Below are 15,597 nucleotides of genomic sequence, written 5' to 3'. Positions count from 1 at the left end.
AGCAAGGTTAGTGAGTTTCGAATTAACCTAACAGTGACAGCGCTGATTGTGGCCGCTGGTTCGCCTGACTTAATACAGAAAGAGATGCCTGTTGGACGATCTGATTTCTGGTAAGTTCTGCTGTTTCAGTCGCAAAATCAGTATCCTTAATTCGTGAACGAGCTGCAGAAAGATTCTCTGAAACATTACTTAAATTGCGGATGGTAGACTGGAAGCGGTTCTGTAGCGCACCCAAATCTGCACGCGTTCCACCAATTGATGAAATTGCAGAATCTATCGCAGTTAGAGCAGCAGCGGCACCTGCTGAACTAGTAATGTCGACGCTTCCCACACCCAATGCTGATGCCCCGTAGCCACCGGCAGCTGTTAAGCCAACGCTAATGGTTTGGTTAGCGTTAGCACCGACCTGGAAGTCAGCGTTGTAATTTCCATCAAGCAGCTTAACACCGTTAAATTCGGTCTCAGATGAAATGCGAGACATCTCTCCGACCAATGCCGTCACTTCTTTTTGCAGTGCTTCACGGTCAGCAGTTGAGTTGATGCCGCTTTGTGACTGAATGGCTAACTGACGTATGCGCTGCAACGATGTAGTTGTTTCATCCAGTGCACCTTCAGCAGTTTGTGATACAGAAATCGCGTCGTTTGCGTTTCTCACTGCTTGGTTCAGGCCTTGAATTTGCGACGTCATTTTATCGCTAATCTGTAGACCAGCAGCGTCATCGGCAGCACTATTTATGCGAAATCCAGATGATAACCGTTCAAATGAAGTACTGAGTTTATTACTAACATCAAATAATTGACGTTGTGCATTTAATGACGACACATTGGTATTTACAAATAAAGACATAGTTTACCTCCTGGGGATTTGATAATGCTTGTGCTAACATCAAACCCTTCCATATCAGATTCAGCCGGTCACTACTCCGCCTGAATCACCTCATAAAAGAAGTGATTCCACTTCAGTTTTTTGATAATTAAATTACCCCTCGACTAACAGTATCGGCGGCTTCTTTAGAATCTTTAGCTTTTATTTAAAAATTCTAAACATTATTTATAATTGACTGAATTATCTGAAAATTTTTTCCCCAAATTACCGTATCAGCGTCCCTTATAATGATGAAAAGGAGATAAATAACTCTCCTTTTCACTGTTTTGAGCAGAAAATGGATAGGTATAGCCAAAAATACAGAGGTATAGGGAGTGATGCTTGTTAGTTAAAAACAAAGCGCGGATTTGTGGCGCGATGCGTGCTTAAACTGGAGGAAAAGGAATTATGTCGCGCTCGACAAAAGAATAAGGTATAAGGAAAAATAAAAAAAGCCGAGGCAAATGCCTCGGCCAATCTGCTCACGTTAGGAGATGGAGCAAAATTCGTTTTACTGTCGACTGGCAGGATTAGTAGAAATATACTGGCCTCTCAACCATAGCTTCTACACTCTCAGTCCTGTTAGTCGGCGCCTAGTTGCCCCCTTACCAGGAAGCCCCTGCAACAGCTTTTGTTTCCGCTTTCTTCAAGGTTTCAGCGGCACCCACTGCAACATATTTATTTTTGCAAAAACTAATCTCTCGGAAGAAACTGTTATGCAGAAGAATGGCTGAGCCGTTTCGGCGGCAAACTTTGTTACCCCGTACACCATCTCTTGCCACCGTAGCGCAATTGAGAGGGTCAATTCAGCTGAAATTTCGCAGCAGCTTTAGATAAAACATCAGCTTTGCGTTCAGCTAAATAGTCAAGTATTTATCTTGCCTTACTAACCCAGATCTATTGAGAGCGCTTAGCGTCATAAATCTGTCGTTCTTGAAGCTTCTTATCCCAAGTGCTCGCTTCAGCTATCTTATCTGCACCGGCAACCGTTCTTGCATCAGATATACAGCATCGGTGGGAAGTTGGCACGCAAAGTGCTTCCCTACCTGTGTCAGTGATAAAAAACTGACGCTTTAGGGTCACTCCCAAAAAGCTATGCTGAACTTGAGCTTAAGGGCTTTGCCCTTCTCTTGCTGGCTGCAGGCATGATGTTCCAGACCTCATACCTCTCACTACCTCCTGGCCTCATTCCTGTTAGCCGGCAGTTTCAGCATTCTACTTATGCAATTCTTTGCCGCCCATCCGTAATTATTACCCGTGTTCAACTGCTCTCGACGTAACTTATTAGCGTCCGCCTGGACTCGGATCACTAAAGGGGATTATGCATCCCCCAGTTAAAATGATTAACCACCTAATAATGAAAGAGCTGCCTGAGGACGCTGATTCGCCTGCGACAGAACCGTAGTGCTGGCTTGTTGCAGAATCTGGCTACGAGTCAGTTCAGCCGTTTCAGTGGCAAAATCTGTATCGCGAATTCGTGAACGAGCACCCGAAACGTTTTCTGCAATGTTGCTCAGGTTACGGATCGTTGACTGAAAACGGTTTTGAAGCGCACCTAAGTCTGCACGGGTTCCACCGATAGATGAAATTGCACTATCGATTGCTGTCAATGCTGCCGCAGCACCTGCTGAAGAGGTAAGATCAATATCTGCCACATTCAACGCCGTTGCACCGAAGCCACTTCCAGATGACAAGCTTACGCGAATTGTCTGACCAGAGTTAGCTCCGATTTGGAAGTCTGCACCAAAGGAACCATCAAGAATGCCAACACCGTTAAATTGTGTATCTGTAGCAATTCGTGAAATTTCACCAACCAGTGCTGTTACTTCTTTTTGCAGTGCTTCGCGGTCAGCACTGGAGTTAATACCACTTTGCGACTGAATCGCTAACTGGCGAATACGCTGTAGTGAAGTGGTAGTTTCATCCAATGCACCTTCAGCAGTCTGTGACAACGAAATAGCATCGTTAGCGTTACGCACTGCCTGGTTCAAGCCTTGAACCTGTGAAGTCATACGGTCAGAAATCTGTAGACCTGCCGCGTCATCTTTGGCGCTGTTGATACGAAAACCTGAAGACAAACGCTCGAAAGACGTGCTTAGCGTATTTCCGGTATCGAATAATTGACGTTGTGCATTTAACGAAGAAACGTTGGTATTAACAAATAAACTCATGATCATCTCCTAACGATTTTGTGAACTATCAGGAAGGCGGTATTGCCTTTTTCTCCTGAAAAAACCTCGCCTGAGGCGTAGGTTCTGCGGCCTGAGTATTTATCTTTTTTGTTCCCAGTGCCCTTGCAATATAGTTATCGTCAGAACAACCAAATACCTTTAGTAATTTTTTAAAAAAATAAATTGTGTTTATTTTCCAGTAGCTTATTGCAAATAAATGTGTAAGACATTTGCGTTTATACATACTGTACAACGAGTACAGATCCGCCTTACCTCACTCGCTGATTGGGATGGTGCTGGCGGCGTAAAGCGCACAATAAAAAAGCCGGACGTTTGTCCGGCTATTCGTTTTGTGCTACGAAAGTGAGTTTACTTTCGTATGGATAGCACCTGGTTCACTACCTCCTGGCCACTAACCCACGCTTAATGTGCTGTTAATTAACCTAACAGTGACAGAGCTGACTGAGGACGCTGATTCGCCTGAGACAGAACCGTGGTGCTGGCTTGTTGCAGAATCTGGTTACGTGTCAGTTCAGCCGTTTCAGTCGCAAAGTCAGTATCGCGAATTCGTGAGCGCGCCGCAGAAACGTTTTCTGCAATGTTGCTCAGGTTACGGATCGTTGACTGGAAACGGTTTTGAAGCGCACCTAAGTCTGCACGAGTTCCACCGATAGATGAAATTGCACTATCGATTGCTGTCAAAGCAGCCGCAGCACCTGCTGAAGAGGTAAGATCCAGGTCTGCCACATTCAGCGCTGTTGCACCGAAGCCACTTCCAGATGACAAACTTACACGAATTGTCTGACCTGAGTTAGCTCCGATTTGGAAATCTGCACCAAAGGAACCATCAAGAATTTTAACACCGTTAAATTCAGTATCCGTAGAAATACGAGACATCTCGCTCACTAGGGCTGTTACTTCTTTTTGCAGTGCTTCACGGTCAGCACTGGAGTTAATACCACTTTGCGACTGAATCGCTAACTGGCGAATACGCTGCAGTGAAGTGGTAGTTTCATCTAACGCACCTTCAGCAGTTTGTGACAATGAAATAGCATCGTTAGCGTTACGAACTGCCTGATTCAAGCCTTGAACCTGTGAAGTCATACGGTCAGAAATTTGTAGACCTGCCGCGTCATCCTTGGCGCTGTTGATACGGAAACCTGAAGACAAACGTTCAAAAGACGTGCTTAAAGAATTTCCGGTATCGAATAATTGACGTTGTGCGTTTAATGATGACACATTGGTATTGACGAACATAGACATAAGTCTCTCCTACACTCTCAGTCCAGCGTTGCTGGCTTGCCGGACTATCCGACTGTTACAAAATTAGTAGTCATCAATACTTAATGTGTAGTGATGAACTGGCTCTCTCGGGATATTTATCGACGCGCTGAGAATTCCCTTTAATTAAATTTATAAAAATTGCCATAGAGCGGCAGAGAGTTGCCGCCTATACTCACTTAATCTGTTGGTTTTAAGGACTTTTTATGTACAAAAATATTTTAAAAATTATTTCGACAGACCGGATTTCAAGCCGATCTGCGCACAGCGCGTTTACCGATCTTTGTGAATTTAATGGGCGTCTAATTTGCTGCTATCGCCAAGCGACTAACCATGTTAGCGGCGACGGCTACCTTGAAGTCTCCAGATTCAGTGCCGATTATCGCGTTGTAGAACGTCAAAAAATTGTTGAAATTAATTTCGATCTGCGAGATCCGAAAATGAGTATCGGCCCGGATGGTAAGATCTGGCTTACGGCTTTTGCCAGAAAGCACGCTTCTGAATCGGGGCACAGGAGTACGACGATGATGAGCTGGTTTTCTTCAGACGGCATAAGCTGGTCATCAAAGCACGAGTTTGGCCCCTCACATTGGTGGTTGTGGCGTGTCCGTTGGCATAACAGTAAAGCGTTTTCAATGGCTTACAACCGCGCGCTCGATCGATTGGATTTGTATTCAGGACATCCGGGCAAGCAGATGTTTCTACAGACGCCTCACGCACTTTCAAAGTATCCGTCCGGTGATCCCACCTAACGTTTAGCAAACTGCCATGGTAGCAGTAACTCGCCATCGGCTTCAGGTTGACTCAGCAACTCCAGACTGCCCATCACGTAATCGAACACATTGAGGTTGTTGGCCTTGGCGGTTTCGATGATGCTGTAGAGAATGGCACTGGCATTAGCACCGGTTGCTGTTTGACTGAACAACCAATTTTTCCGTCCGATCACGAACGGCTTTATTGCTCGCTCAGCGCGGTTATTATCGATGCTGAGCTGGCCATCCAGTGTGTAGCGTTCCAGTTTATGCCATTGGTTGAGGCAGTATTGTATCGCTTCGCCCAGCTTGGTTTTGGGTAGCACTTGTTGTGCAGATTTGGCTAGCCAGGTATGTAGTTGATTCAGAAGCGGCAGGCTCTTTTCCTGCCGGTGGGTGTATCTTTCTTCTGCCGTTTTGTCTTTTATCTGTGTTTCTATCCGATAGAGCTTCTGGATATGATTCAAGACCCAGTCAGCTTTGCCACTGCCTTTATTACCGGCACCTTTTTTCGCTTCCATAAACTTACGGCGCGCATGGGCCCAACAACCGACTAAGGTGGCTTGCGTTTGCTCATAACCCGCGTAGCCATCCACTTGCAGATAGCCGCTGTAACCTGTAAGGAAGCCCACAGCACATTGCCCGGCCCGACTATTGTGGTAGTCGTACAACACAATATTAGGTATATCACAGCCTGGTACCTTACCCTCAGGCGAGTCTGCCCCTGTGGCATACAGCCACATATAGCTGGTCGCTTTGTCGGAGTCGATGACCTTCAGTGTGGTTTCATCTGCCTGGATAACTGACTGCTGTAGCAGATGTAGATGAAGCTGGTCGTATAATGGTTTAAACAGCTCGGCGCAGCGGATTATCCAGTCAGCCATGGTCTTACGACTGAGTTCGATGTCATGTTGTTTGAACATCGCCTCTTGTCGGTACAGCGGCAAGCCGTATTGATATTTACTGGTGATTATCTGACTTAGTAAGCTGGGCGTTGCGTAACCTTTGGGGATTACGCTATGTGGCACCGGCGCTTGTTTTACTGTGTTGTTGACACTCTCTTTGTCACAGGTGCGGCACGCATATTTAGGACGCACATGCTCAATCACTTTAACCTGAGCAGGGATAAACTGTAACTTCTCTGCTTTATCCTCGCCGATGCAGTGCAGTTCACCGGCACAACAGCCACAGATTTTTTCTTCATCGCTAATGTCGTGAACGATGACTTCACGAGGCAGGTCTTTGGGTAAGGGCTTTCGCTTGGCTTTATTGCGCGTGTAACTAATCGCTTCTTGCTCTGGCGTTCCATCCCCGGCAACAAGTTCCTCGACCTCATTAAACAATTCACCCTGACTAGGGTGACCTTCGGTGCTTTTACCAAACTGCTTATGCTGGGCAATACGGAACTGCTCTTCCAGATATTGATACCGGTTATTCAGTTCCTGAAGCTGCTTCTCCAGCTCAGCGATGCGACGTTGATAATCTTCTTCGTTCATAAGATTATTATCGCCGATTAAGTCACTGATTACCCAGCATTATTCAGACGATTTCGTGATCGATAATCGCTGCTTATGATCACCGGTTATAAGCCGGAAGCGGTGTAATGCAGTGGCTGGTGACCTACCACATCGTAGCCGGATAACAACCATTGTAACTGCTGTTCATCCAACAATATGTGCTGAATCTGGTCGTCTTTAGGCCACTTGAACCGGTGTTTTTCCAGGCGCTTGTACCACAGGACAAAGCCGGTCTTATCCCAATAGAGGATTTTCAGCTTATCCCGCTTCTTATTACAGAAGACAAACAACGCATCACGGAATGGATTCAGTTGCATCTGTTGTTCAACCACCACAATCAAACCATTGATGGACTTGCGGAAGTCGACGATATCCATGTACAAATAAATATCAGCAGGCTCAACGAACATCTTCATTCGTTCAGCGCCTTCATTAAAGTGGCAACCCAATGAGGGTTGGTGTTTACTGGCACACTCAATTGCGAGCCGCCATGTTTCAGCGTAAGTGCATGAGGCACGTCTTCCATACGTGACTCTACGGTTGTCACGTCGCGCTTAACCCGGATAAAGTTGCTATGGCACTGATGCAACTGAATATCCCGTCGACGCGTATAGTAAGTCTGCAAGTTAATACATTCTTGGCGGCAAAACTCGACAGCTGTCAGGCCGCTTTGCTCTTGTTGTTTAAATATTGATCGCCATTCATCTTTGCTGCGTCGAGGCTGTCGCATAGTGTTGTCCTTCTGAAAAAGGAATACGATGCCGGAGTAACTTCAGGATTTAAATGTGGTGATCACCGGACGCTCACCTTTCAAAGGCGAAGCACAACCTTGGTTATCCAAATGAAAGCGATTTGCTGTTCGATGAAGATGGTAGCTTATGGGCACTTGTGCGACGGGATGCAGATACGTTTACAGCGCAACTGGGTTTTGCTAAAGCGCCTTATCGGCGTTGGCAATGGAAAGATTTAGGAGAATATATTGGCGGACCGGTGATGCACCGCCTTAGTTCTGAACACGCGCTGGTAGCTGGCAGAGTGTGGACAGGAAAACAGGTTTATACGCAAGTATGGCTGCTTCATCTACCCTCAGCGAAACTCCTGCCGCTGATACGTCTCCCCAGCGGCGGCGACAATAGTTATCCGGGTATGGTTATTAAAGGTGATGCCTTGTACCTGTCTTATTATTCGGCTCATATTGATGGCCAGCCAAGGGTTTATCTGGCGACGTTAACTGGCATCAACACGCTCTTAAATATAATTAAACAGTGACAGGTTAGCAATTTTGGGGAATGTGGCCAGGGAGGCATTAAGCGCCAGTTCTTGTTTTGCCAGCTCACCAGACGCTTTAGCAAAATCGACATCCTCTATTGAAGAGCGCGCACTTTCCGCTGAAATTTGCATATCAAGGTTGGTACTATACACCGATTCTGCAATATTAAGTCTGCCCCCTAGTGAGGAGCGTTCCAGCCTGACCTTTTCCAAGCCGTTATCAAGACCGACGATGGCATCATTGAGCATTTCCTGAAGATCGTCGCCCCCTCCTTTGGTCAATGCTTCAAATGCATCATGAAGGGTTTCTGCTAAATTTTTCTTTTGCGGCGCATCTAAGGAAAAGTCAACTGTGTCTCCGGCGGCAGCATCCAATGTAAACGACATACCTTTGATGGTAAAAGGTTCACCCGCAGTGTAATCAACCGTTTCCACGACAGCGCCGGTACCCGTATTCGATAGCTGCACTTGACCTGTGCCTAGCACCTCAAGCTGATAATTATTATTTGCCGGCGTAACAGCATCATAATTAGTTTTATAAAAATTATCATAGGTATCTTGCTGACTCACCGAAGCATCGGTGACTGTGGCTGTATCATCGACGGTAAAGTCGCGTCGGGCGGGCACATTGTCAAATATGTCCCAACCACTGGAAGAGCTTTTTACCGATACACTGTCGGACAACTGCACCGAATTCGTCCCAGTGTCTCCGACAAACGTAACAGCATTAGCTGCGCCCGGATTGAAGTTATAGGCCGGACTATCAGACTGATGACCTGCAAAGATATAGTTACCGTTTGCATCCTTGGAATTCATCAAATCAAGCACTTCATTGCGGATCTGCTCTATTTCCCCCCCGATTGCCTCGCGATCAGCATCTGCCATTATTCCTGAACCCGCCTCCAACATAAGTACCCTGGCTCTTCCCACAGAACTGATAACATTGTCTAAAATGGATTGCTGTTGTTCCAGCGAACCGGTAACCAGGTCGTTGTTGCGGCGATACTGCTCCAGCGAATCCAGTTCTTCTGTCAGCCGGATTACTTTTGACGCCCCCACGGGATCATCCGAAGGCTTATTTATCCGTTTTAACGTCGATAAAGAATTCTCCGTTTCAGATAATTGACGCTGATTTTCCATAATATTACGAATATTCTGATCATATCGCTGGTTCGTTGAAATACGCATAGAGAATTACCTGGCTGCCGATAATATGGTGTCAAAAACTTCCTGGGCGGTGCTTAAAATACGTGCCGCTGCAGCATAAGACTGTTGATAACGCACAAGGTTCGCCGCTTCTTCATCAAGGTTCACCCCGGATACAGAATCAAACCAGGTTTGGCTCTGCACTCTCATTGCATCTGCTGCTTGTAAAGAGATATCGGCCGTCGCGGCCTCTTCTCCAACTTTTCCGACCAGTGACGCGTAGGCGTCGTGTAACGTTCTTTCGCCATTTGCGCTGTTACTACTTAACTGAACTAGCGCTTCTTGCTGCAATTTTGCTAACTCAACGGCGTTAGTGTTGTCACTCGTACCATTAGTATTGTACGAAACTGAGAAACTGTCACCCGCTACCGGCTCACCTTGAAGACTAAAATCGTACCCCGGATAGTCATCCAGAGCAGAAAATTCCGCAGGCCATGCCGGGCTACTTCCATTAGCTTGTGCTTGCGCCAGCAGATTATTGTAATCCGTTACGCCCGTTACATTGGTAATGACATTTGGCGGTGAGGCATTATCCAGTACCTGAAAGCTCGAGGCAGAAGTAAATAAGACTTGCGCTGGCGCTCCCACTGTTGCACTAGGCGACTCGGCTACACTATGTATGCCACCACTGCCGTTAAAAGCAGAAGCCTCTGCCCCCACTTCAGTGTTTGTCACTACGTGACTACGGACTGTTGCATCACCTAAATTTGCCTGATTGGGTTCAACACGAATGGGCGATGCAAAAGCAAGATCTTCTGGACGGTCAGTTGCAGTCCCTATTAAAGAAGCCGCGTTTTTTGTGGGCTGTAGCAGAAACTCATCACCACTGCTGTAACCAGATGCAGCTTCAAATTCAATTTCAATACCACCTGGTAGTTCATTAAATCCAGCACCTACCGTCAGGCCGTTATAGGCAATATTATTGCCGGACGCATCTTTTTTAGGCGTACCGTCACCGTTTAACATCTCTACAGTAACTGAGGTAGGTAAACCTGCAGCATCTACCGCATCAACAGTAATTTTATAATCAGCATCCGTTAATTCATTACCTGCGCCTTCAGTAATTCTTCCCGTTACCGGCAAATTATCAGGCGTTCCTTCATAATTCAGCCCCTGAAAAGTCGGTAAGGTAAAGATGTTCCCCCCAAGTTGCAGGTCTAAATCCATGCCCATTTTATTCTGGCTGTTTACGGCATCAGCAAAGGCCAACGCAAGTTGGCCCATATCCCGTTGAACTGTCCCCAGTACCTCGTCACGAAAACGGAATAACCCTCCTAACGTGCCGCCCAGCTCTGATTCTTTAATGTTAATTGAGGTATTCTGTTTGTCGCCGTTGAAGGATGTGGCAAGACGTAGTTGCTTGAAGTCAAGATCAGCATCGCTGCCTAATTCAAAAACATTAAAACTGCCATTCTCCATCACCAGTGATTCGCCGCTGGAAAGATTAACCATCACTGCGCCGTTGTTGTTCGTGCTTTCCCGCACATCAATAGACATGAGCTCAGCCAACTCATTAATGGCTTTATCACGTTCATTCAGCAGCGCGGATGGCTCCTCGCGAGGATTACTTCCTTTTGCTACTATAATGGCTTTGTTTAGCTCGCCTATGTTTTTAATTAAATTATTGGTTCGGACGAGCTCGCTGGTGAATTCCAGATTTAACTCTTCTTCTTTGGCAGACATGAAGTCAGATATGGATCCCATTCGCTGAAGCAAAGATTCGCCTCTTGCTAACACTGACTCTCGGGATGCAAGGTTGGTCGGATCAGTAGCTGCAGTTTGAAGTGAAGCAAAAAAATCGCTTAAGCCGGCAGCAATGGAGTTTGCTTCGTTAGCGAGCAGATTATCCAGCTGAGTGGTTTTGTCAGAAAACGCCTGAAGTTCCCCCACCTGAGTGATATCCCGACGTAGCTGGTTTTGCGCAAATACATTTATTACCCGTTCAGTAGTGCTTTGACCAACGCCACCGAGGGCGTTATTGGCAAAGGTGGTACGCTCACGCACATAACCTTCAGTATTAATATTAGCGATATTATTACTGGTGGTTTGCAAAAGCTTGCTGCTGGCATTGACGCCACTGGTAGCAATGGAGAAAAGATCAATCGACTTCATCATAATACCGTTCTCCCACTTTTATTCGCGTTGGTCATGGTAAGTAACCCTGCAAAACATCACCGCGATACACCGACATCACCTTGTCCGCATATTGAGGATCGGTGGCGTAACCAGCTTTTTGCAGCGACTCAAAATACGCCTGAGTATCCTGTCCCTGCGCGACCGCTTCCTGATACCGCGGTTGTGACTTTATAAAATCGACATAGTCGTTCATGGCATGACCTAGCGTATCGTAAGCTCGAAACGCCGCCTTTTTCTGGGCTGGCACGCCTTGATTAAATTCCAGTGTGTCAACCACAGCCTGGTTACCCTGCCATTGACTGTTAGCTTTTATGCCGAATAGGTTATTGGTGCTGTTCCCACCGGTGTCGTGAATCACAAATTTGCCCCAACCGGTTTCAACGGCAGCTTGTGCGATAATTGCTTTCGGGTCGGTACCTAATGCCTTTGCGGCTTTCTCAGCATGCGGATATAAGGCTTCAACAAAGGCTTGCTGATTATCAAACATGGCATCTTTATAAGCGGCGCGTGACCCTTTCGACGTGGAATTCAGCACATTATTTTGCGCTTGCTGAATCGTGGTTTCACGCTCACGATTCAGCGAAGAAAGATTGCCATCATTTCGCAATACACTGGCGGGCTTAAAGTTAGGATCGTTTTGGCCCAGTTGCTGAACAATCATTTCTGCCAGACCCATTCCCCCCTTGGATGATAAATCCACCGCCAGCTGCTGGTCATGCATGTCACGGTAAAACTTTACCTGCTCGGAATTAAACGGGCTGCTTTCGTCCGACAGTTCATCTTGGGCTTTACGCATTGACTTAAGCATCATCTGCACAAACACGGCTTCAAATTGTTGTGCAGCCTCTTTAAGAACACCTTCATCACCGCTGGCCATGGCCTCGCGAAGATTATTAATACTTCCCAGGTCATTGACGTTACGCGCCATTTCCAATTGATTGCGGGTTTGAATTTCCATTAAATGACCACCAACTCGCCACGCAGTGCACCAGCCTGACGAAGTGCTTCGAGAATGGCCATGAGATCACCTGGCGCAGCCCCCACTTCATTCACCGCCCGCACTAACTGATCAAGCGTAACGCCAGGTTCAAATTTAAACATTCTGCTATCAGCCAGATCCACGTCCACAATTGAACGTTGTGTGACAACAGTGTCACCGCCTGCAAGCGCGTTTGGCTGAGACACCACTTGATTTTCGGCTATTGTAACCGTAAGGCCACCATGGGTAATTGCCGCTGGCAATAAGCGCACATCCTGTCCAATCACTATGGTACCGGTACGGCTGTTAATGACGACTCTGGCCGGCGCATCCGCAGGTTCAAACTGGAAATTTTCCAAGGTTGCTAAAAATCCCACTCGCTGACCGACATCGCGGGGAGCGGTAACCCGAACTGACGCAGCATCAATTGGCGTCGCAATGGAATACCCTTGATCAGGCTGCGCGCCTAAGCGTTCATTAATGGTGTCGGCTAAACGTTTAGCTGTAGAAAAATCAGGATAATGCAAATTCAGTGTCAGGGTATCGCCGTTGGCAAAGCCGCTGGGTACGGCTTGCTCTACGAAGGCACCATTGGGGATACGCCCTACCGTAGGGGTATTCACTACAATTTTAGAACCATCTCCTCCCTGCGCGCCAAAGCCACTTACTATCAAGCTTCCCTGAGCAACTGCATACACTTTTCCATCGACACCGCGCAGAAAAGTTTGCAACAAAGTGCCACCCTGCAAACTGGAAGCTTCACCCACCGATGAAACGGTTACGTCGATTTTCTGACCCGGCTTGATGAAAGCAGGAAGCTCGGCGTGAACCGCTACGGCCGCGACATTTTTAATTTTTGGCTTACGCGTGGGATCCAGGCTGATACCAAAGTTGCTTAGCATCGTTCTGAAACTTTGTTCGGTGAACGGGCTTTGTTCACCAGTGCCGGGCAAACCCACCACTAACCCGTACCCGACCAATTGGTTTGCGCGTACTCCTTGAATAGTAGCCACGTCTTTAATACGTTGGGCGCTGGCCATAGTGGTAGACACTGCCAATATTACCATTAAGCCATATTTCATGAATTTCATGCGGTTACCCCTTAAAACGGCCACCATTCGGAAGAGAAGAAACGCGTTAGCCAGCCTTTTTCCTGCGCACGGGCAAAACTGCCTGTACCGCTGTACTGGATGCGTGCATTCGCAATTTTGGTCGATAGAATTTCATTTTCGGGGCTGACATCCGCCGGGCGAATAATGCCGGTAAGACGAATGTATTCGTCGCCCTGGTTCAACGTTAGCCATTTTTCGCCGCGTATTACCAGGTTTTGATTTGGTAACACATCCACTACGGTGACGGAAATACTGCCATTCAGGCTATTGCTTTGATTAGCCTGGGCGTCACCGGAAAATTCATTGGAAGAGTTCACGCCCATCTGAATCGATTGGTTGCCAATGTTTATGGGTAAGCCACCCAAACCTGTAATAGGCTGAACATCAACGCCTGTTTCTTTGGAAGTTGTGGTTCCCGCAGATTTAGAGGCGTTGGTATTTTCGCTTAGCGTGACAGTAATGAGATCTCCCACCCGTCGAGCGGTAACATCAGAATACAAACTGTTGGCCATATAAGGGCGGAACAACGCTCCATCTTCAACAATGTTTTCTCGTGGATAATCTGGGATCACAGGAGCAAACATCGGATCATTCGCCTGAACAGGTGGCTGGGGCGTGGAGCTACATCCGGCTAGCAACCCAAAAAAAGTAACGAGACACAAAATACGCATTATCTTATCCGCTATAACTGCTGAATAACCTGGCCAAGCATCTGATCCACTGATGAAATAACCTTGGAGTTCATTTCGTAAAGACGCTGGCTTTCAATCAGATTCACCAACTCTTCTGTCACGTTGACATTAGACGTTTCCAACGTGCCTTGAGAAATTGTTCCTAATCCCTGCAATCCCGGTACGCCCTGAATGGGTGCACCACTGGACGCGGTTTCTACAAACAGGTTCTGACCGATTGGCTGCAAGCCAGTTGGATTAACAAAATCGGAAACGTTAATTTGGCCAAGCACCTGAGGCTCAGCTTCTCCGCGCACTGAAGCTGACACTTCGCCATCTTGTGAAATGGTAATTTGCTGCGCATCTTCAGGTACCGCTATTTCAGGCTGAAGCAAAAATCCGGCACCAGGCGTCACTATCTGTCCCTGGTCGTTTAGAGTAAACTGACCGTTTCGGGTATACGAAACCGTACCGTCAGGCTGCAATATTTCGAAATAGCCCCGGCCCTGGATAGACATATCCAATGCATTATCGGTGGTCAGCATGTTGCCTTGGGTGTGAGACTTTTGCGTAGCAACAACCTTTGAGCCCGCTCCCAACATCAAGCCCGATGGTCTCTCTGTATCCGCTGAAGAACGGCCGCCAGGCTGGTTTATATTCTGATAGAGCAAATCTTCAAAAATTGCGCGATCTTTCTTAAAGCCTACGGTTGAGGCGTTTGCCAGGTTGTTTGATACCACTGCTACATCAGTTTGTGCAGCATCAAGTCCGGTTTTACTGATCCAAAGAGCTGGATGCATATCGACCTCCAAAACACCACTTCAAGTGGTGAAATATAAAAAATAAGTTACAGAATACGCAGCAGCATATTGCCTTGCGTGGCAAGATCATCCGCTTGTTTCATCATTTTGATTTGCATCTCATAATGCCGTTGCAAGCTAATCATATTCACCATTTCCGCCACCGTGTTCACGTTAGAACCTTCCAACATACCGGTGCGAACATTGACAAAACCGTCAGCTTCCGCGACGCTGCCATCTTTCATGCGAAACAATCCGTCATCACCGCGCTTGACTGCGTCGAGGTCAGGATTAACCAGCTTCAGTCGGCCCACTTCCTCAGAGACATTTTCAGGCGCGCCTAAAGGACGAGTAGAAATCGTGCCGTCCATTGCAATATTTAAATTGTCCAGCGGGACAGGCAAATAAATTGGGCCGTTATCTCCCATCACGATGTTGTTATGCATATCCGTCAAAACTCCGTCAGCACCTAATTGGAAGCTGCCGTCTCGAGTATAGGCTTCGTTGCCTGACGCATCCTGAACGCTGAACCAGCCTTCGCCTTGAATCGCCACATCTAGATCGCGATTGGTTTGTACCATAGCGCCCGCTTCATAGTTATTGGACGGACTTTCGGTCATTGAAAATACCCGGGTCGGCAAACCTTCGCCGTAGGCCGGCATAGCTCGCGCCTGCTCCAGTTGTGCTTTGAAGCCGGTGGTTTGCGCATTTGCCAGGTTGTTGGCCCGCACCCCCGTCGCTAGCAGGTCCTGCTTGGCACCGCTGGCGGCGATATAGAGTAATTTATCCATGACTGACTTTTGACGATTACCAATGATTATGCTTACTTGTGCAAAGG

Annotated in this window: 15 protein-coding genes; 2 read left to right on the top strand and 13 right to left on the bottom strand. The window is 47.1% G+C overall.

Annotation, left to right across the window (positions count from 1 at the left end; genetic code table 11):
• Positions 1–22 precede the first annotated feature (22 nt).
• From CA267_RS14150 to CA267_RS14140, 3 genes are all read right to left on the bottom strand, one after another.
• Positions 23–847, bottom strand: a complete 825-nt coding sequence (locus tag CA267_RS14150) for a flagellin N-terminal helical domain-containing protein (protein WP_075610615.1) — start codon at positions 845–847, stop codon at positions 23–25.
• A gap of 1,361 nt (positions 848–2,208) precedes the next feature.
• The gene (locus CA267_RS14145; protein ID WP_075610616.1) at positions 2,209–3,036 is read right to left on the bottom strand and encodes a flagellin domain-containing protein; all 828 of its coding nucleotides are present in this window, start codon (positions 3,034–3,036) and stop codon (positions 2,209–2,211) included.
• Between the two features lie 438 nt (positions 3,037–3,474).
• Positions 3,475–4,299 carry a flagellin N-terminal helical domain-containing protein gene (locus CA267_RS14140; RefSeq protein ID WP_075610618.1) on the bottom strand — a complete coding sequence of 275 codons (825 nt, stop codon included), beginning with the start codon at positions 4,297–4,299 and terminating at the stop codon, positions 3,475–3,477.
• Positions 4,300–4,523: 224 nt separating this feature from the next.
• Here CA267_RS14140 and CA267_RS14135 point away from each other — a divergent pair, with 224 nt between their 5' ends.
• Positions 4,524–5,069 (top strand): hypothetical protein, encoded by a 546-nt coding sequence (locus CA267_RS14135; protein WP_075610619.1) that lies wholly within the window; start codon positions 4,524–4,526, stop codon positions 5,067–5,069.
• Here the strand turns inward: CA267_RS14135 and tnpC are convergent.
• The 3 genes from tnpC to tnpA form a co-directional block, all read right to left on the bottom strand.
• Entirely contained in the window at positions 5,066–6,565 is a 1,500-nt protein-coding gene (tnpC, locus tag CA267_RS14130; protein WP_097349187.1) for an IS66 family transposase, read from the bottom strand. The two genes, CA267_RS14135 and tnpC, sit on opposite strands and share 4 nt — an antisense overlap.
• A gap of 86 nt (positions 6,566–6,651) precedes the next feature.
• The gene (gene tnpB, locus CA267_RS14125) at positions 6,652–7,002 is read right to left on the bottom strand and encodes an IS66 family insertion sequence element accessory protein TnpB (protein ID WP_075608945.1); all 351 of its coding nucleotides are present in this window, start codon (positions 7,000–7,002) and stop codon (positions 6,652–6,654) included.
• A complete protein-coding gene (gene tnpA / locus CA267_RS14120) occupies positions 6,999–7,316 on the bottom strand; it encodes an IS66 family insertion sequence element accessory protein TnpA (protein WP_075608946.1) in 318 nt (105 codons plus the stop codon). Before tnpA ends, tnpB begins: the two co-directional genes overlap by 4 nt.
• Before the next feature lie 122 nt (positions 7,317–7,438).
• On the opposite strand from tnpA, the gene CA267_RS14115 reads away from it, so the two are divergent.
• Positions 7,439–7,855, top strand: a complete 417-nt coding sequence (locus tag CA267_RS14115) for a hypothetical protein (RefSeq protein WP_075610620.1) — start codon at positions 7,439–7,441, stop codon at positions 7,853–7,855.
• On the opposite strand, the gene flgL is transcribed toward CA267_RS14115, so the two are convergent.
• From flgL to flgF, 7 genes are read right to left on the bottom strand one after another with little or no spacing between them, the layout of a single operon-like run.
• A complete protein-coding gene (gene flgL, locus CA267_RS14110; RefSeq protein ID WP_075610621.1) occupies positions 7,835–9,043 on the bottom strand; it encodes a flagellar hook-associated protein FlgL in 1,209 nt (402 codons plus the stop codon). The genes CA267_RS14115 and flgL overlap by 21 nt on opposite strands.
• A gap of 6 nt (positions 9,044–9,049) precedes the next feature.
• Positions 9,050–11,173, bottom strand: coding sequence for a flagellar hook-associated protein FlgK (gene flgK / locus CA267_RS14105; protein ID WP_083638598.1), 2,124 nt, complete (start codon positions 11,171–11,173; stop codon positions 9,050–9,052).
• 34 nt (positions 11,174–11,207) lie between these two features.
• The gene (gene flgJ / locus CA267_RS14100; protein WP_075610623.1) at positions 11,208–12,155 is read right to left on the bottom strand and encodes a flagellar assembly peptidoglycan hydrolase FlgJ; all 948 of its coding nucleotides are present in this window, start codon (positions 12,153–12,155) and stop codon (positions 11,208–11,210) included.
• A complete protein-coding gene (locus CA267_RS14095; RefSeq protein ID WP_075610624.1) occupies positions 12,155–13,267 on the bottom strand; it encodes a flagellar basal body P-ring protein FlgI in 1,113 nt (370 codons plus the stop codon). The genes flgJ and CA267_RS14095 overlap by 1 nt, the downstream gene beginning before the upstream one ends.
• Before the next feature lie 11 nt (positions 13,268–13,278).
• On the bottom strand, positions 13,279–13,959 hold the full coding sequence (flgH, locus tag CA267_RS14090; RefSeq protein WP_075610625.1) for a flagellar basal body L-ring protein FlgH: 681 nt from the start codon (positions 13,957–13,959) through the stop codon (positions 13,279–13,281).
• 11 nt (positions 13,960–13,970) lie between these two features.
• Positions 13,971–14,759: a flagellar basal-body rod protein FlgG gene (gene flgG, locus CA267_RS14085; protein WP_075610626.1), complete on the bottom strand. Its 789-nt coding sequence runs from the start codon at positions 14,757–14,759 to the stop codon at positions 13,971–13,973.
• 47 nt (positions 14,760–14,806) lie between these two features.
• A complete protein-coding gene (flgF, locus tag CA267_RS14080) occupies positions 14,807–15,550 on the bottom strand; it encodes a flagellar basal-body rod protein FlgF (protein WP_075610627.1) in 744 nt (247 codons plus the stop codon).
• Positions 15,551–15,597: the final 47 nt, after the last annotated feature.

The sequence above is a fragment of the Alteromonas pelagimontana genome (assembly GCF_002499975.2).
GTDB classification, from domain to species: Bacteria; Pseudomonadota; Gammaproteobacteria; order Enterobacterales; family Alteromonadaceae; genus Alteromonas; species Alteromonas pelagimontana.
The sequence above is the reverse complement of the archived record's forward strand: the minus strand, read 5'-3'. Positions and strand labels throughout refer to the sequence as shown.